At 70.8% G+C, this 17,829-nt stretch carries 14 protein-coding genes and 2 pseudogenes; 8 read left to right on the top strand and 8 right to left on the bottom strand.

Annotated features, from left to right (window positions below; genetic code table 11):
* Positions 1-25: 25 nt before the first annotated feature.
* The 5 genes from ACMXN5_RS37850 to ACMXN5_RS37830 form a co-directional block, all read right to left on the bottom strand.
* On the bottom strand, positions 26-1,291 hold the full coding sequence (locus tag ACMXN5_RS37850) for a CaiB/BaiF CoA transferase family protein (protein ID WP_439679441.1): 1,266 nt from the start codon (positions 1,289-1,291) through the stop codon (positions 26-28).
* 29 nt (positions 1,292-1,320) lie between these two features.
* Positions 1,321-2,247, bottom strand: coding sequence for an SDR family oxidoreductase (locus ACMXN5_RS37845; RefSeq protein ID WP_439679440.1), 927 nt, complete (start codon positions 2,245-2,247; stop codon positions 1,321-1,323).
* A 32-nt stretch (positions 2,248-2,279) separates the two neighbouring features.
* Positions 2,280-2,726, bottom strand: coding sequence for a hypothetical protein (locus ACMXN5_RS37840; protein WP_439679439.1), 447 nt, complete (start codon positions 2,724-2,726; stop codon positions 2,280-2,282).
* A gap of 256 nt (positions 2,727-2,982) precedes the next feature.
* Positions 2,983-3,702: an LPXTG cell wall anchor domain-containing protein gene (locus tag ACMXN5_RS37835; protein WP_439679438.1), complete on the bottom strand. Its 720-nt coding sequence runs from the start codon at positions 3,700-3,702 to the stop codon at positions 2,983-2,985.
* Between the two features lie 439 nt (positions 3,703-4,141).
* Positions 4,142-6,292, bottom strand: coding sequence for a PucR family transcriptional regulator ligand-binding domain-containing protein (locus ACMXN5_RS37830; RefSeq protein ID WP_439679437.1), 2,151 nt, complete (start codon positions 6,290-6,292; stop codon positions 4,142-4,144).
* Positions 6,293-6,464: 172 nt separating this feature from the next.
* Here ACMXN5_RS37830 and ACMXN5_RS37825 point away from each other — a divergent pair, with 172 nt between their 5' ends.
* The 5 genes and pseudogenes from ACMXN5_RS37825 to ACMXN5_RS37805 form a co-directional block, all read left to right on the top strand.
* The gene (locus ACMXN5_RS37825; protein ID WP_439679436.1) at positions 6,465-7,910 is read left to right on the top strand and encodes a purine-cytosine permease family protein; all 1,446 of its coding nucleotides are present in this window, start codon (positions 6,465-6,467) and stop codon (positions 7,908-7,910) included.
* 40 nt (positions 7,911-7,950) lie between these two features.
* A complete protein-coding gene (gene codA, locus ACMXN5_RS37820; RefSeq protein WP_439679435.1) occupies positions 7,951-9,270 on the top strand; it encodes a cytosine deaminase in 1,320 nt (439 codons plus the stop codon).
* A gap of 230 nt (positions 9,271-9,500) precedes the next feature.
* Positions 9,501-10,379, top strand: coding sequence for a helix-turn-helix domain-containing protein (locus ACMXN5_RS37815; RefSeq protein WP_439679434.1), 879 nt, complete (start codon positions 9,501-9,503; stop codon positions 10,377-10,379).
* Positions 10,380-10,382: 3 nt separating this feature from the next.
* Complete coding sequence (locus ACMXN5_RS37810) at positions 10,383-10,580, top strand: DUF397 domain-containing protein (protein WP_439679433.1); 198 nt, start codon at positions 10,383-10,385, stop codon at positions 10,578-10,580.
* Positions 10,581-10,696: 116 nt separating this feature from the next.
* Positions 10,697-11,644: pseudogene (locus tag ACMXN5_RS37805) on the top strand (IS481 family transposase); the annotation flags it as partial.
* 1 nt (position 11,645) lies between these two features.
* Here ACMXN5_RS37805 and ACMXN5_RS37800 read toward each other — a convergent pair.
* Positions 11,646-12,441 (bottom strand): annotated as a pseudogene (locus ACMXN5_RS37800) (IS5 family transposase); the annotation flags it as partial.
* A 35-nt stretch (positions 12,442-12,476) separates the two neighbouring features.
* Here ACMXN5_RS37800 and ACMXN5_RS37795 point away from each other — a divergent pair.
* Positions 12,477-13,499 (top strand): hypothetical protein, encoded by a 1,023-nt coding sequence (locus tag ACMXN5_RS37795; RefSeq protein ID WP_439679432.1) that lies wholly within the window; start codon positions 12,477-12,479, stop codon positions 13,497-13,499.
* Positions 13,500-13,780: 281 nt separating this feature from the next.
* Here ACMXN5_RS37795 and ACMXN5_RS37790 read toward each other — a convergent pair whose 3' ends face one another.
* Positions 13,781-14,548 carry a hypothetical protein gene (locus tag ACMXN5_RS37790; RefSeq protein WP_439679431.1) on the bottom strand — a complete coding sequence of 256 codons (768 nt, stop codon included), beginning with the start codon at positions 14,546-14,548 and terminating at the stop codon, positions 13,781-13,783.
* Positions 14,549-15,032: 484 nt separating this feature from the next.
* Between ACMXN5_RS37790 and ACMXN5_RS37785 the strand changes: the two genes are divergently transcribed.
* Together ACMXN5_RS37785 and ACMXN5_RS37780 are read left to right on the top strand one after the other, a co-directional pair.
* Positions 15,033-15,605: a dihydrofolate reductase family protein gene (locus tag ACMXN5_RS37785; protein ID WP_439679430.1), complete on the top strand. Its 573-nt coding sequence runs from the start codon at positions 15,033-15,035 to the stop codon at positions 15,603-15,605.
* Positions 15,606-15,749: 144 nt separating this feature from the next.
* On the top strand, positions 15,750-16,721 hold the full coding sequence (locus ACMXN5_RS37780; RefSeq protein ID WP_439679429.1) for an SDR family oxidoreductase: 972 nt from the start codon (positions 15,750-15,752) through the stop codon (positions 16,719-16,721).
* Here ACMXN5_RS37780 and ACMXN5_RS37775 read toward each other — a convergent pair.
* Entirely contained in the window at positions 16,712-17,740 is a 1,029-nt protein-coding gene (locus tag ACMXN5_RS37775; RefSeq protein ID WP_439679428.1) for a helix-turn-helix transcriptional regulator, read from the bottom strand. The two genes, ACMXN5_RS37780 and ACMXN5_RS37775, sit on opposite strands and share 10 nt — an antisense overlap.
* Between the last annotated feature and the right edge of the window lie 89 nt (positions 17,741-17,829).

Genomic DNA, 17,829 nt, shown 5'->3' with positions numbered 1-17,829 from the left:
GCTTCCGCCCCCACCGGTTCGGCCCTCACGCGCGCCGCGCGGCGTGCAGGGCGCGGGCGTCCTCGGCGTCGAGCCAGGCCTGCACGCTGTCCGTGTGCTGGCCGAGCGTCGGCGGGGCGTCGTGCCGCCGGCGCCCGTCGTCGCTCGTACCGTCGACACCGTCGAGGCGGATCGGCGGGCCGGGCAGCGTGATCGGGCCGAGCGTGCTGTGCATGACGTCGAGCAGCAGGCCCTGCGACTTCGTCTGGTCCCAGTCGTAGACGCGGTCGATGGTGCGTACCTCGCCGGCCGGGATGCCGGCGGCGGCCAGCTCGGGCAGCAGGTCGTCCACGTCGCGCGCGGCGAACGCCGCGTTGATCGCCTCCGCGAGTTCGGCCCGGTTGACCACGCGGTCGGCGTTGACCGCGAACCGGGCGTCGTCCACCGCGAGGCCGACCATCGGGGCGAACTTGGCCCACAACTTGTCGCTGCCCACCGCGACCTGGATGATCGCGTCCTTGCAGCGGTAGGAGCCGTACGGCTGGAGCGAGGGGTGCAGGTTGCCCTGCGCGCGTCCGACCTGGCCGGCGACGGTGTAGTTGGTGCCCTGGAAGGCGTGTACGCCGACGATCGCGGACAGCAGCGAGGTGCGCACGACCCGGCCCAGGCCGGTGCGCTCGCGCTCGTGCAGCGCGGCGACCACACCGTAGGCGCCGTACATCCCGGCCAGCAGGTCGCCGATCGGTACGCCGATGCGGGTGGGGTCGTCGGGGCCGGGGCCGGTCAGGCTCATCAGGCCCGCCTCGCCCTGGGCGATCTGGTCGTAGCCGGGCCGGCCGCCCTGCGGACCGTCGTGGCCGAAGCCGGTGATGGACAACACCACCAGGCGCGGGTTGAGCCGGGTCAGCTCCTCCATCGGGAAGCCGAGCCGGTCGAGTACGCCGGTGCGGAAGTTCTCCACGAGCACGTCGCTGTGCCGGATCAGCCGGGCGAGGGTGGCCCGGCCCTCCTCGGTCTTCAGGTCGAGGACTATCGACTCCTTGTTGCGGTTGCAGGAGAGGAAGTAGGTCGACTCGCGGGCGTCCTCGGCGCCGACGAACGGCGGGCCCCAGCCTCGGGTGTCGTCGCCGCCGTCGGGGTTCTCCACCTTGATCACCCGGGCGCCCATGTCGCCGAGCATCATCGCGGCGTGCGGGCCGGCGAGGGCGCGGGAGAGGTCGAGCACGACGAGATCGCAGAGCGGTCCGCTCACGTCGAACACCCCTTTCTGCATGTGTGCGGCGGTGCGCAGTCCGGCGTCGAATGCGTCCAAGTTAGGCGGCGACGCGGCGTTGCTCGCCGTCAGTTACTGCCCAAGGAATCGCGCTCGCTTGGCAATACTTGGTGTTGGAAGCCCGGGGCGTAGTGGGCGTCGTCGGGGGCGAACACCCGTCGGGCGAAGTCCTCGAAGCGGGCCGGCGCCCGGCCGAGCAGCATCGCCAGGGTGCGCGGATTGCCGGTCAGGCCGTGCCGGTCGTAGAACGCGAACATCGCGGTCAGCGTGTCCAGGGCGTAGCCGGACAGGCCGCCCGCGCGGGCGTTCTCGCACCACTCGCGCGGGTCGATCCGGCGCGCGGTGACGGGGCGATCGAGTACGGCGGCCAGGTGCGCGGCCATCAGCCGGGGGGTCAGCGCCTCCGGGCCGGCCAGCTCGTACACCGCGTTCTCGTGGCCGTCCTCGCACAACACGACCGCCGCAGCCTGGGCCACGTCGCGCAGGTCGACGGCGGCGAACGGGGCGTCCACCCGGTACGGCACGACGTAGTCGCCGATCCGCACGATCGCGTCACGGGCGTCCAGGATGTTCTGCTGGTACGGCCCGGGCTGCAGCACGGTCACCGCGAGGCCCGACTCGAACAGGGCCTCCTCGACCCGGGCCTTGGCCTCGTGATGCGGCATCGCCCGCAGCTGGGGCCGCAACACGGAATGGAACACGAACCGGTCCACGCCGGCCCGCTCTGCGGCGGCGATCACGGCGCGCCCGATGGCCGGCTCGTCCGGGTGCACGTTCGGCGCGATGTGATAGATCGCCTCGCACCCGGCGAGCGCCTCGGCGAGGTCGGCCGGCGCGGTGACGTCGCCCACCACCGCCTCGCTCGCCCCGGCCGCGACCGCCACCGCGACCTGCTCGGGCCGCCGCACCAACGCCCGCACCCGCACCCCACGCTCGGCCAACGCCCAGGTCAACGCCCGCCCGGTCTTCCCCGCGGCCCCGGTAATCACGATCATGCACCCACGCTAGGCAGCACCCGCCCGGGGTTTCACGGTGCGCCCTCGCCAACACAGCCCCGGTGAATCGGGCACATAGTGCCGAAGCCGGGGTGCGTGGGGCGGTGGCGGTGGAGGCGGCCCCGGGTGCCGTGGACGCCGACGGGATCCGGGAGGATCCCGTCGGCCGCCGGGCGGGGCGGGGCGTCCGGGTGGAGGAGGGTCGCGGTGCGGCCTGAGCGGCACAGGTCGAGCAGGAACAGCGTGCGCGTGTCCAGGCGTTGCGCGTCGTTCACCGCCGACCGCAGCGCGACGGAGTCGGGGTCCATCCGCGCGTCGGTGGTGTACCCCAGTCGGTCCGGCGTCGCCGCCACCTGAGGGACGACCTCGGCGACGAATGGCAGGTCGGACCACGTCGGCGCGCCGACCGGAGTCTCGTCCGGGCGGTCATCGGCGTCGAAGCGGCCGATCCCGATCACCAACGTGCGCTCGGCGCCCACCGGTACCCCCGTTCTCCGGACGCCAGGACGCCAAGAAACCCGCGCGCGCGCCGGGAACAGCGCCGATCACATGCGCTTCACCCGCGTCGGGGGCGCATGCAGGCGGGCCGGTCCGGCGATCGGGTCCCCGGAGCCGGCCGACCTCTCGCCACCATGCCCGGAACGCGAAGTGTCCCGCCGGGCCTGGGCTCGGCGGGACGGTTCGCGTGCGGCGGGTCGGTTCACGCGAGGGTGTGGACCCGTGTTGCGCTTCGGGTCAGGAGGCGCGGTTGCCGCGGCGCTTGCGGAGGATCATGCCGCCGCCGACGAGGGCCGCGGCGGTGGCGAGGAGGCCGCCCACCGCTACGCCGCCGGTGCTGGCGAGCGAGCCGCCGCCACCGCTGCCGCCGGTGGTCGCCGGCTGGGTGGCGGTCGCGGTCGCCGAGGTGGAGGGCGACGAGGACGCGGACGTCGACGGGGTGCCGGTCGGCGGGGCCGTGGTCGGCGTCCCACTGGTGGGCGGCGCCGTGGTCGGCGGGGCCGTCGTGGGCGGCTTGGTGGTCGGCGGGGTCGTGGGCGTCGACTTCGCCGGGCAGGTGTGGGACAGGTTGAAGAACTTGACGCTGCCGCCCTTGACCTGGGCCACCGCCGAGGTCAGCTTGGCACCGGCCGGCGAGGCCACGTACGCGTGCTTGTCGGTCGGCGGACCGAACGTGGTGACGACCTGCCGGCCACCCGGCTGGAACGTCACGGTCAGCTTGACGAACGCCGCCTCGTTGGTGGGCAGTACGAAGTGCCAGCCGTCCTGGTCGGCCGGGGCCGGGCATCCGCCCTCGTGCGAGACACCGGGGTCCGTGGCGGACACCGGCGTCGTCTGGTGCAGGTCCACGGTGTACGTGTTGCCGGAGGCGAGCGCGGGCGCCGCCCCGACCGCCACGGCCAGTGACGGTATGGCCAATACGGCCGCCCAGCGGGCGAGCGTTGAGGACGAAGACATGGAGATACCTCTTGGGCAGGAGTGAATCGCATCCCGGAAGATCACTCGCGTCACCCGAAACGAGAATCGCCACCGAGACGGTTCGCTGCACTCGCCCGAAGACCGCTTCGTCCCCCCCAGGACCGAAAAGACCCTCGATGAGGGCAGCCGAGATTCCCACTCCGGCGAGTTCCCCGTCAAGATCGAACTGTCCATATTGGCAGCTGATTTCCGCTTTGATCGGCAGGCTCGGGTGTAACAATTTGTGCCATCGCTGCACAGTCGGGACGGTTGGCCCAAGTCGGGATGAACTCACGGTGATCAAGGGGTCGCCGGCCGTCGACGGGGTGGCGGTCGTGGCCGGAAATGGGGGCTCGGCCGGCCGGTGCCGTTTGGCGTGGTGGGAGCGGGACTTCGCCCGGGTGCGGTGCCGGGGTGCGGTGCCGGGTCGGGTGTGGCGCTAGGTCGGGTTCGGGCCTCGGGTGGTGAGGAGGTCGCGGGCGGTGAGGGCGGCGCGTAGGGGGCCCTGGCGGTCGGGGGCGTCGGGGCTTACGTGGAGCAGGGATTCGATCAGGGCGAGGCGCTGGTGGACCGATTGGCGGCGGAGGAACAGGACGCCGGCGGTCTCGGTCTTGGAGCAGCCGCAGCGCAGGTACGCCTCGAGGGTGTCCACCAGGCCGGTGCCGCGGGTGGCGTCGGCGGCCAGGAGCGGGCCGAGTTGGTCTTCGACGAGGTCGGCCAGTTCCTCCGGGGGCAGCCCGTCCAGGAGGCGTTCCAGGGCCCAGTCGTCGGCGAGTACGGTTTCGGCGACACCGGTGGGCCGGATCGGGTGCACTCGGCGAGCCAGGCGCAGGGTGTCCCGCGCGGCGCGCAGGCTGTGTCCGACGCGGGCCACGTCCCGCACGAGCGGGCCGAGGGCGGCGGTCGGCTCGTGGTCGGTGGCCCCGGGCAGGCCGAGGCGGTCGGCGAGTTCGGCGATGTGGGTGGGGCGGTCCAGGGCGATCAGGGCGTACGCGCCGCCCGGGCCGTCGCTGACCAGGCCGCGGCCGCCGCATGCGCGCAGGCCCTCGTACAGGGTGGTCACCGCCTGCACCTGGTCGGGCCGGTTCAGGGCGATGGTCGCCCACACGGCGGCGCCGGCCGGGACGAGGCCGCACACCGTCAGGCGCGCGGCGACCTCGCGCGGGGGCAACGCGTCGCCGAGCAGCCCTTCGACGAGTTCCCGCCGCTCGCGGCCCACCCAGCCACCACGGTCGGCGAGGCGCAACAGGGCGGGCGCGAACACCTGCGCGGCGTGCTCGGCCACCTCCCGCGCGATCGCCGCTCCCGCGGTCGACCAGGGCCCGTCGGCGGGGGCGGTGGTCGGGGTGGCCGCGCCCGGCGTCACCGCCCTGCCCGCGGTCCTCGTTGCGCTGGTCGTGGGGTCGGCCGTGTTGGGGTTGGCCGCGCCTGCCGCGCCCGGCATATGGGTGGCACCTGTCGTGCCGGTCGTGCCTGCTGTCCCGGCTGCGTTGGTCGTGGTGTTGACGGTCTTGGGGTTGGCCGCGCCTGCCGCGCCCGGCACATGAGTGGCGTCGGTCGTGCCGGTCGTGCCTGCTGTCCTGGTCGCGCTGGTCGTGGGGCCGGTCGCGTTGGGGGTGGCCGCGCCTGCCGCGCCCGGCACATGAGTGGCGTCGGTCGTGCCGGTCGTGCCTGCTGTCCTGGTCGCGCTGGTCGTGGGGCCGGTCGCGTTGGGGTTGGCCGCGTCTGCCGCGCCCGGCGAAGGGTTGGCGTTCGTTGTGCCGGCCGTGTTGGTATTGGCTGCGCCCGCTGCGCCCGCTGCGCCCGCTGCGCCCGGCGATTGGTTGGCGGCCGCCGTTTCTGGCCTGTCCGCTGTCCTGGTTGCGCCCGTCGCGGTGTCGGCCGTGTCGGCGTCGGCCGCGCCACCCACGCCCGGTGACGGAGTGGCGGCCGCCGTTGTCGCGCCCAGGAGTAGCCGCCCCCACAGTGCGCCCCTGAGTTCGACGCCGGCTTCGGCTGTTGGGGTTTTTACGACGGAGGTCGGGTCGTCCGTGCCCGCGTAGGCGGTGAGCGTTCCGTCGAGGGCCGCCAGGACCACCGGCCGGTTGGTGAGCGTGGACAGCGTGGTCGTGAGTTCTTCGACGCCCGCGCCCCGCGCCAGGACGCCGGACAGGGTCCGCACGATGCGGTTGACGTGGCGCAGTCGCGTCACCGCCGAGTCGAGGATGGCCGCGTTGACCGCCTCGGCGATCTCGACGAACGGCACGACGCCGCGCAGGACGACCAGCGGCAGACCCGCGTCCGCCGCCGCGCGAACCACGTCGTCCGGGACCTCGCGGAACGTACGGCCGACCTCCAGGGCCACCCCCGCCACGCCCGCCGCCGCCAGCTCCGTGACATAGCGTCGCCGCTCGCCCGCATCCCGTCCGGCCAGGCCCAGACCCGTCGTGAGCAGCAGTTCGTCGCCGCGCAGCAGCGGGGCGATCTCGTAGATCTCGCTGGAGTGCACCCAGCGCACCGGGCGATCCAGGTCCGCGTGCGGATCCGGTACCGCCGGGTCGGCTCCGCGCATCAGCGGATGGTCGAGGACCGCGCGCAGGGACAGCGTCATGGACACTCCGTCCGGAAGATCCGTCAGTATGGCGGTCACGGTGTCCGTTGTCACGACCCGTCCGGCCGAGGAACCTTCGGTGATCACCCCACCGTAGCTCTCACCGCAGACCGCATCGCATCGCACCGCATTCCCCACCGCAGTGCTCCGCTCCGTCCCACCGGAGGTCTCCGTGGCAACCCTCGACCACCCCGCGCACCCCGCGCAGCCGGCCCGCCCCGAGCGCGCGGTCGACCACACCCAGTCCCTCGAACCGGTACCCGACGAGGCCCGCGACTCGACACCCGCGCACCAGTTCTGGATCTGGGCCGGCGCCAACATCGCGCCGATCAACTGGGTCCTGGGCGCCCTCGGCATCGTGCTCGGCCTGGGACTGGTCGACACCGTACTGGTCCTGATCGTCGGCAACCTGATCGGCATGGGCGTCTTCGGCCTGTTCGTACTGATGGGCCAGCGCACCGGCGTGACCCAGATGGTGCTGGCCCGGGCCGCGTTCGGTCGGCGCGGCGCCTATCTGCCCGCCGCCGTCCAGGGCGTGATCTCCGCCGGGTGGTGCGCGATCAACACCTGGATCGTGCTCGACCTCGTGATGGCCCTCCTCGACAGCGTCGGCTACGAGGGCGGCAACGGCACCAAGGTCGTGGTCGTCCTGGTGGTGATGGCCGTCCAGATCGCGATCGCCGCGTCCGGCTTCGCCGCCATCGCCGGCTTCGAGCGCTGGACCGTACCCGCCACCCTGGTCGTGCTGGCCGCGATGACCGCGGTGGCCTGGACCCGGCTCGACATCGACTGGGGCCACGCGAGCACGTTGAGCGGCGGCGACCGCTGGTCGGCGATGAGCACGGTGATGACCGCGATCGGCGTCGGCTGGGGCATCACCTGGTTCGCCTACGCCTCCGACTACTCCCGCTTCGTGCCGCGCACCACGTCCCGCCGCAAGCTGTACGCGGCCAGCGTGCTGGGCCAGTTCGTCCCCGTGGTCTGGCTCGGCGTGCTCGGTGCGTCACTGGCCACGGTCAACGCCAAGGCCGACCCGGGGCAACTGATCGTCGACTCGTTCGGCCCGCTCGCCATCCCCGTGCTGCTGCTCGTGCTGCACGGGCCGATCGCCACCAACATCCTCAATCTGTACAGCTGTTCGCTCTGTGCGCAGACCCTGGACATCAGGGTCTCGCGGCGCGTGTTGTCCTGCCTGGTGGGCGTGTTCGCCACCGTGTTCACGCTGTTCCTGATCTTCCGGGCGAGCCTGGCGCACACCCTGGACACCTGGCTCGCGGGCATGGTCACCTGGGTCGCGCCGTGGGCCGCGGTGATGCTGGTGCACTTCTACGTCTTCGCCCGACAGCGCGTGGACATCGCCGCGCTGTACGCCGCGCCGCGTCGCGGTCTGCTCGCCGACGTGCGCTGGTCGGCGATCGTCGCGCTGCTGTGCGGCATGGTCGCCACCTGGTGCTTCGAGTACGGCGTCCCCGAGGCGCTGCGCGGTCCGGGCGCCAGGGCGATCGGCAACGTGGACCTGTCGTGGTTGGCGGGCGCGATCGTCGCGGGTGGGCTGTACCTGGTCCTGGGCCGCCACGAGCGCAAGCAGGAGCGGATGCCCGAACCCGCCCGATCGTGAACCCGATCCGATCCCCGAACGATCCCTGGAGCGACCGAACATGCACAGCAGCCTCACCGTGACCGACTGCCGGCTCCTCGACCGAGCCGACCGAGCCGACCGAGCCGACCGGACCGACCGGGTCGACATCGTGGTGACGGACGGCGTCGTCACCGACATCACCCCCGCCGGGACGCGAGCCGTCGCGCCGACCGGTCCGGTCGTGGACGCCGCCGGCGCGCTGGTCACGCCGCCGTACGTCGAGCCGCACATCCACCTCGACACGGCCCTGACCGCCGGCCAACCCCGCTGGAACACCTCCGGCACGTTGTGGGAGGGCATCGAACGCTGGTCCGAGCGCAAGGCGATGCTCACCCGCGAGGACGTACTGGCCCGCGCCGAACAGGTGTTGCGCTGGCAGGTCGCCCACGGCGTACTGCACGTACGCAGCCACTGCGACGTCACCGACCCCGAACTCACCGCGCTGCACGCCCTGATCGAACTGCGCGAGCGGGTACGGGATGTGCTCGACCTCCAGGTGGTGGCGTTTCCCCAGGAGGGCATCGTGTCCTTCGACGGCGGGGAGGCGCTGATGGAGCGGGCGGTGGCCGCCGGGGTGGACGTGATCGGGGCCATCCCGCACTTCGAGGACACCCGCGAGGACGGTGTGCGGTCGTTGGAGATCGCCTTCGAACTCGCCGAGCGACACGGCCTGATGGTGGACGTGCACTGCGACGAGATCGACGACGAGCAGTCCCGATTCGTCGAGGTGGTCGCCACACTGGCCCGGCGCGGCGGCCTCGGCTCCCGGGTGACGGCCAGTCACACCACCGCGATGGGCTCGTACAACGGCGCGTACAGCCGCAAGTTGCGCCGGATCGTGGCCCGTTCGGGCATCAACCTGGTGAGCAACCCGATGGTGAACCTGACCCTCCAGGGCCGCTTCGACGACTACCCCAAGCGCCGCGGCCTGACCCAGGTCAAGGAAATGTCGGCGGCCGGCGTCAATGTGGCATTCGGCCACGACGACGTGATGGACCCGTGGTTCCCCCTGGGCACGGCCAACCCGATCCAGGTGGCCCACGCCGGCATCCTGGCCGCGCAGCTGTCCGGGCAGGCGGAAATCGACGAGGCGTTCGCGATGGTCACGACGCGGGCCGCCGGGGTCCTGGACCTGGGCGAGCGATATGGCGTCGCGATCGGCCGCCCGGCCAACTTCCTGCTCCTGCCCGCCGATTCCCCCTTCGACGTCCTCCGCCGCCAGGTGCGCCCGAGCCACGTGATCTCGCGGGGCCGGGTGGTGGCGGAGACCCCGGCCGCGCCGACGCGGCTGACGTGGCCGGGACGGGAGGCGGAGGAGGTGGACTTCGGGCGACGCTGACATATGGTCCGGCGCACACGGCGAACTCAGGGCACCTCCACCATGATCACGCAATGCATCGATTCGGCGTCGACGCGTGAGTTTCGGCCACTAGCATGGCGATGGGATTACGGGCCGAGATGAGCCGAAATGCGCTCGCGCACGGTAATTCCCGCTGTGACGCAGAACGTTCTTGCCGGGGTGGGACGTTCGCCGAGACACTGAAATCGTGTGCGGAGGAACGAAAGACGATGGAAGAAATCGAGTCGGCCACGCCTGCCCTGTGCCGTCTGCAACTCGGCGCGGAACTACGCCGGTTGCGTCGAGGCGCCGGCCTGAAATCCAGTCAGGTGGCAAGGCGACTCATGTGGAGCCCGTCGAAGGTGACCCGACTGGAGTACGGGGACAACGTCGTCGTCGAACCGGATGACGCGGCGATGCTGTGTGGTCTCTACAAGGCCGATGCCGCGACAAGGTCGCTGCTGATCGACTACTCCCTGGTGACCAAGACGAAGCAGGATCGATGGGCATCGGCCTGGGAGCACCCCACGGTCCAGCCGACCGTCCATGCCTTCCTCGGACTGGAGGCCTCGGCGACTGTAGTGCGTGACTACGAATCGGATTACGTGCCGGGGCTGCTGCAAACGGAAGCCTACGCAAGGGCGATTCACCGGACCGAGTTGAGGAATTACAGCTCGGAAGAGATCGAGCTGCGAGTCGCCGCCCGGATTGCCCGGCAGGCAGTGTTGTATCGAGCGGAAGCGCCCCTGGAACTCTTCGTAATCCTCAGCGAGTCGGTATTGCGTCGCCGTGGAGGGGATTCGACGGTGACGGCCGAGCAGCTCAAACACATCGCCGAGGTCTCGACGTTGCGGAACGTCCACGTGCAGGTGGTGCCGTTCAGCCTGGGGATTCACATCGGCATGAGCGGCCCATTCACCATCCTCCGGTTCGCTAGGGCATCGCTTGCGAGGCCGATCGTCTACTTGGAAAGCATGGCCGCAAGTTGGGTCGCCGCTCGGGACGGCATCGTCGACACCTACGAGCAAAACTTCCGCGAGCTCCAAGTTCTTGCTCCGGGGCCCCAAGAAGCCCGGGACATGATCCACGAGGCGATCAAGGAGATCTGATTCATGACCACGAGCGAATGGTTCAAGTCCACTTACAGCAACCCGGATGTGAACTGCGTCGAGGGAGCCCGTTCTCCCGGCCGCGCCATCTCCATACGCGACTCCAAGGACCCAGCCCAGGGCGCCTTCCTCTTCCACGAAGCCACCTGGACCCCCTTCCTGGCCGCCCTGAAGACCACCGAGCCTCCGCTCCGCGCCTAGGTGTATTACCCACGGAGGTTGGTGACGGATTGCATGGTGGGTTGATCTTGAACGAGTGAGGGCCTTTCGGGTTCGGTGTGGATTGCGACATCTGCACCGACCAACGAAAGGCCCTCATGCCCCACCGTAATGCACCCCTGACCGAGACCGGACGCCTGCGCCTGGCCCGTTGCGTCGTCGACGACCGATGGCCCCTGCGACGCGCGGCCGAACGCTTCCAGGTGTCGGTGACCACCGCCGCCCGATGGGCCGCCCGCTACCGCGAATCCGGCGAGGCCGGGATGGCCGACCGCTCCTCCAGGCCGCACCGCAGCCCACGCAGGACCCCGACCCGCACCGAACGCCGCATCGTCAAGGTCCGCGTCCTGCGCCGCTGGGGACCCGCCCGGATCGCGTACCTCCTCGGCCTGAACCCGGCGACCGTCCACCGCGTCCTGACCCGCTACGGCCTCGCCCGCCTGGCCCACCTCGACCGGGCGACCGGCCGGGTGATCCGCCGCTACGAACACGCCGCCCCGGGCGACCTGGTCCACGTCGACATCAAGAAACTCGGCAACATCCCCGACGGCGGCGGCCACAAGGCCCTCGGCCGCGCCGCCGGACGCAAGACCCGCTCCGGCGCCGGATACGCCTACCTCCACAACGCCGTCGACGACCACTCCCGCCTCGCCTACACCGAAATCCTCACCGACGAGAAGAAGGAGACCGCCGTCGGATTCTGGGCCAGGGCACACGCCTACTTCGCCTCGTGCGGCATCACCGTCCGACGCGTCCTCACCGACAACGGCTCCTGTTACAAGTCGTATGCCTGGCGCGACTCCCTTGCGGCACAAGGGATATCGCACAAGCGCACGCGCCCGTATCGGCCGCAGACCAACGGCAAGGTCGAACGCTTCAACCGCACCCTCCTCGACGAATGGGCCTACGCGCAGCCCTACCGCACCGAGACGGAGCGACGCGAAGCCTTCCCCGCCTGGCTCCACTCCTACAATCACCACCGCGGACACACCGCACTCAAGGGCCAACCACCCGCAAGCCGCGTCACCAACCTCACGGGTGAATACAGAAACACCGTTTTACGACGTTGCGTTCGCGGTACGCCTGCCGGTCGAACGCCGGGGGGCGCCCGCCGGCTCGACCCCGACGGCGACGAGACGATTCGCCCGTTGATCGGCCCGTTCGGGGATCACCACCCGAACCCCCGCCGCCCGCAACCGGGCACGGATGGCCCGCGAGGAGTACGCCCGATCCGCGATCAACCGGGTCGGCCGCACCCGCGGCCGACCCGGACCGAGCCGCCGCACGCGAATCCCGGCGAGCACGGCGTCCAACGCCGGCGCGCCCCCCGCCTGCCCCGGGGTGACCACGATCGACAACGGCAACCCCCGCCCGTCCACCGCGAGATGCAGCTTGGTGGTCAGGCCGCCCCGCGAGCGGCCGAGACCCTCGCGGCCCGCATGATTCGGGCCCGACGCCGCACGCCCCACGTCGCCCGGTTCGTCCCCGTCCGCAACCCCTTTTTCCGCGCCCCGGCCGCGTGCTGGTGCGCGCGGACGACCGTCGAGTCCACCGACACCGACCAGTCGACCCGACCGACCGCGTCGTCCCGCACCCGCACGTGCTCCAACAAGGCGGCCCACGTCCCGTCCGCCTCCCACCGCGAGTACCGCTCGTACACCGTCTGCCAAGGCCCGTACCGCGCCGGAACATCCCGCCACGGGGCACCGGTCCGCAACCGCCACAACGCCCCGTCGATCACCTGCCGATGATCACGCCACGGCAGACCACGACCGTCCACCTCCGGCAACAACGGCTCGATCCGAGCCCACGCCGCATCCGTCGACCCACCCCGAGACACCACAAGATCATTATCAGACAGGCCTTAGTCTGCGGTGCATGACGGATGAGTACAGACGTTGGTCTGCGGAGCAGCGGTTCGAAAGCCTGCTGGAGCAGTTGGCGCCGCTGGACCTGGGCGGATGGCGGATGGCGGAGGTTTCGTCCGTTCTGGGCGGCCTGGGGTGGCGGTTGCTCGCCACGGGGCCGAACGGCGGGCAGGCGGACCCGGTCCGGGGTCGGCTGGAGGGGGTGCGGTGGCGGTTGGACGATCCGCCGGGCGGCCCCAGGCAGGGGGTCGGCGTCGTGGCCGTCGACGAATTCGATGCCGACCAGGCGATCTCCCTGGAGTTCAACCTGAGTTACGGCATCCGGTACAGCGACGCGGTGGAATTCGTACAGACGGCCTGGGAGCTGACCGAGGACATCCTGGGCGCACCGCCGATGGTGTGCGCCGGGCCCGGCCCGACCATGCTCTGGCGTCGCCCGGGTACCAGCCTGGCCGTGCGGTTGCACGGGGACAGCGCGATCATGGCGATGCTGAACACCACGTTCGACAACGACGCCGCCGGTCTGCCGCATGGGATCTGGCGCGCCGCCGCGCCGATCGACCTGCGCTCCCCCGAGCCGCGCCCGACCCCGCCTCGGACGTGGGAGCGAGTACGTACGCAGCTCGCCATCGCGTTGCGTGCCCTGTGCACGGACGCACCGCGCATCCCCGCCGAGTTCATCCTCCATCTGCAATCCGGCCGCGACCGACTCCGACGTGTCAGCGCCTGGAACGACGGAGTCGACCTGTGGATCGAGGCGTCCGACCACGGCGACCCGATGGCCGATCCCGACCGGTTCGTGCAATTCGGTTGGCCCCGGGCCGACTTGCTGTGCGAACAGCGCTTCCCCAACGCGTTGCGCCACCCCGAACACGCCGACACTGCGGCGACCATGCTCGTGAACGCGATCGAGAGCATGGGCGTGAAGGTGGACGATCTCGCCTACCAGGGAACCGTCACCGGACGCCGCCTGTCCCTCGAACTCGAGCTCCCCGACCTGGCATTGCTGCGCGTCGTCGACCCGGACGACTGACCGGGACCCCGTACGCGGCGGCGAGCGTGGTCGCCGGCCGGTGTCACCCGTGTGGCCGATCGTACAACGCCCACGGCCGCGCATCCGGGGCCCGTTCTCACAGGCCCCTGCCCGCCACGCCCTAAGCTTGACTCTGTCGGTGATCTTGGTGATTCCCGGTGCGGCAGCCTGATCATCGGGCATGCTCGGGCTGTTCGTGGCTCCCGCCCGAACAGACCCCGCCGCACCTGCCGCGGCCACCCCGGCGGCGCGGCCGTTCTCCCGGCTTCGGCGAAGTCGCGTCAGGAATGCTGTTGTTGCGTGAAATAGGGGGCCAGGATGGACACGATCACAACGCTGCTCCCGGGTGGCCGGGACGCGCTCGTGATGGCTTGGATATCGATGCGCGCGGTCGTGCTGGTCGTGGAGTGATCGGCCGCATCTCGCAACTGGGAGGGAAAGCGCGCCGGAACGAGGCCCTCGGCCCAGAATTCCGCGTACAGACTCACGCGCGACGGCAGGATCGCGTCGATGCGGCATGCCGGTTCGTGGCCGATCGGCGTGGAGGGGGCGTCGACGGCGGATGACGCGGGTGCGGGACACGGGGGCGTACCCGGATTCACGGAGGCCGGCCCGTTCCGTGCCCAGCCGGCGGCTTCCAGCGCGACGGCAACGACCGTCGCGTTCTCCGCCTGGGGACCGTCGAGCACATAGGCGCGCACCACCTCGCGTTCGCAGTTGACGTCGCTCCAGCCGTCCGGGTGCCACAGCCCCCGATCGCGGAACGAGGCGCCGCACACGTCCGACACCGCCTCCGCATGCGGCCGGGCGCGCCCGCCCATGGCCTGTTCCAGCGTCGTGTACGCGGCTTCGAGGTCCCCCACGGCCGTCCGCTGGGCCGCACGAACCTTGGGAGCGTTGGCCACCTTGTCGATGTCGGCCCGATCCGGAGGCTCTCCGTTGTAGACGAGCAGGAAGACGACCAACCCGATGAGAGCGAGTATCACCAGAAAGACCGATACCACCGCGCCCAGGAACCACTTGGCCAGACGCTTCGCCACGGTATTCACGGCCCCATGGTGGCTCATGGCCGGGCCCCGGGACCATGGAGAAACAGGTCCGATCCGGTTTGTCTGCCTCTAAGCTTGACTCTGTCGGTGATCTTGGTGATTCCCGGTGCGGCAGCCTGATCATCGGGCATGCTCGGGCTGTTCCGAGGGCCGAATGAGTTCGAGGTGTCTGTTGTCCCTCCGCCCTGTCCCGGTGAGCAGGTCCCTTCTCTGACCGCGCAGGTCGCGCGGGCGAGCAACCCGGGCGGTACGACGGCGATATGGGTGCGGGACCGCCTCGACGGGTTGTGGAACGACGAGGACTTCGCCGACTGGTACCCAGCGGCGTCACTGCCGCGACCACAGCCGGGCGTCCGAAGAACTCGAACGGGGGAAGACGGTTTCCCCGCGATCCACAATCCAAGATCATGTCCGGTGCGCCGTGAAACGAGCGCACACCGACCGAACTCGCCGGAAACGGCAACGAGACACTCAGGAATTTTCGATGCGTACTTTGATCAGCACCGCCTTCGTCTCGCTCGACGGCGTCGTGGAGGGCCCGGGCGGGGAGCCCGGCTACCGCAACTCCGGATGGACCTTCAAGGACATCGAGTTCCTCCCCGAGGCGTTCGAGATCAAGGGCCGGGAACAGCGGGAAGCCGCGGCGATGATGATGGGCCGGGGCAGCTATCAGGCGTTCAGCGCGGTGTGGCCGGAGATGTCCGACTTCGCCGACTACAAGGTGATGCCGAAGTACGTCGTCTCCACCACGTTGTCCGAGGGCGACCTGGTGTCGAACTGGGGCGAGACCACGATCTTGCGCTCGCTCGAGGACGTCGCCGCGCTGAAGCAGACCGACGGCGGTCCGATCATCGTGCACGGAAGCGCCACGTTGAACCAGGCCCTGTCGGACGCCGACCTGATCGACCGCTACCACCTGCTTGTGTTCCCGCTCCTGCTCGGCGCAGGCAAGCGCCTGTTCAGCGCCACGGACAAGGACACCCAGAAGCTGAAGCTGGTCGAGCACGAGGCGTACGCCAACGGTGTGCAGAAGAACGTCTTCGACGTCGTCCACTGACCGAGGTTCCACGGTCACCGCCGCCAGACCGCGCGCGATCCGGATCGCCTCGCGAACATGCCCGCGGGCGGTCCGGCCCGGTGCGCGCGGACATCCGGGAAAGGGTGACGTGTTCTGTCACTATTGGCGTGGATGATCAATGGCATGAGTCAGAAAACGTCGCTTCCGAACAGCGCTCGGAATGCCTCCCAGGAACGCCCGCTCGTGGGCCGAATCGCACTCGTGGCCGGGGCCACCCGCGGCGCCGGGCGTGCCCAAGCCGTCGAACTCGGGCGGGCCGGGGCCACCGTCTATGTCACCGGACGCACCACCCGCACGCAGAACAGCGAGGTCGGCCGGGCGACGGAGACCATCGAGGAGACCGCGGAACTCGTCACCGCGGCCGGCGGCACGGGCATCGCCGTCCCCACCGACCACCTGGACGAGGAGCAGGTCCGCTCCCTCGTCCGGCGGATCGACCAGGAGCAAGGGCGGCTCGACATCCTCGTCAACGACCTCTGGGGTGGCGAACACCTCCTCGTCGCCTCGGTCTTCGGCAAGAAGAGCTGGGAGACCCCGCTCGCCGACGGCCTGCGTATCCTGGATCTCGGTGCCCGCTCGCACGTGATCACCGCGGCGCTCGTGCTGCCGCTCCTGATCCGCTCGGACGCGCCGCTGCACGTGGAGATCACCGACGGCACCGCGGTCTCCAACCGCCGCTACCGCGAGAACATGTACTACGACCTCGCCAAGAACGCCCCGATCCGGCTCGCCTTCGGGCTGGGCCAAGAACTGGCGCAGTACGGTGGCACGGCGGTCGCCGTCTCGCCGGGGTTCATGCGCTCGGAGCAGATGCTCGCCCACTTCGGCGTGACCGAGGAGAACTGGCGCGACGCCATCGCCCGGGAACCGGCCTTCGCGATCGCCGAGTCCCCGTACTTCCTCGCCCGCACGGTCGCCGCCCTGGCCGCCGACCCGGACCGGGCCGAACGCTGGAACGGCAGGTCCACCTCCAGCGGGGAACTCGCCAGGATCTACGGCGTCCGTGACGTGGACGGCAGCCGGCCGGACGCCTGGGCGTACTTCGAGGACGTGACCCACGGCGGGAAGGACGCCTCGGCGGACGACTACCGCTGATCCTGCGGCTCCGTCCCGTACAGCGCGGCAAGGGCGAGTGCGCGCTCGCGGAAACGGGCGCGCAGGCCCGCCGGCGCCGGCACCTCCACGTCGGCGCCGAGCCTGCTCAGCTGGTCGAAGGCGACATCCGGTGACTCCGCCGGCAAGTCGAGCGTCACCAGCCCGGTGGCGTCCGGCTCGCTCGCGCCGGCCAACGCCTCCTCGACACCGGCCTCGTCGACCACGGCGGGCAGGCGGCGCAGCCCCTGCTCCGTCAGGCGCACCGTGACGCTCGTGCGCAGCAGGGTCCGGGCGAACCCGGCCGCGTGCGTCGCCCAGTGCGCGGCCAGGTCGAAAGCCGCATCGCGCACGAACGGTTCCGGCGCGCCGGGAGCCAGTGCCGTGACACGGTCGACGCGGTAGGTACGCCAGGCCCCGTCACGGCTCGCCCCGTCGGCCGGGTGCCGGGCCACGAGGTACCAGAAGCCCGCTTTGAGGACGAGCCCGTACGGCTCGACCACACGGGACACGGTGGAGGGCGGCGAGCCGTCGCGGCCCGGCCGCGCATAGGCCAGTTCGACAGTGCGGTCGGACCACACGGCGCGGGCCAGTTCCGGCAGCAGTGCGGGCGTGCACGGCTCCCGAAACCAGGCCGGCGCATCGAGATGGAACCGGCGCACCGACGACTCGGCCGCCGCCCGCACCGACGGGAGCAGGGTGGCCGTCAACTTCAGGCGGGCGCTGTCCGCCGCATCCGACAACCCCAGATCCTGTAGCGCCGTGGGCAGACCGGAAAGGAACAGCGTCTCCGCCTCCGAGGGGTGCAGTGTGGCGAGTCGGGTTCGGTAGCTCGGTGCCAGGTGGTACCCGCCCACTCGGCCGCGCTCCGACCTGACGGGGATGCCGGCCTCCTGCAACGCCTGGACGTCGCGGATCACCGTGCGCTCGGAGACGTCAAACTCGCGGGCGATGGCGGAGGCGGTCAGGCCGGGGCTCAACTGGATGAGCAACGCCATACGGATCAGGCGGGCGGCACGCATGGCCCAATGATCGTGGAAGCCGCCCCCGATACGGCGTCCGGTGGACGGATTCGGCCCGCCGCACCCGCCGTTCGCGGGATCGGCCGGAG

Origin of the sequence: Embleya australiensis, from assembly GCF_051903075.1 — a bacterium.
Lineage (GTDB): Bacteria > Actinomycetota > Actinomycetes > Streptomycetales > Streptomycetaceae > Embleya.
The sequence above is the reverse complement of the archived record's forward strand: the minus strand, read 5'-3'. Positions and strand labels throughout refer to the sequence as shown.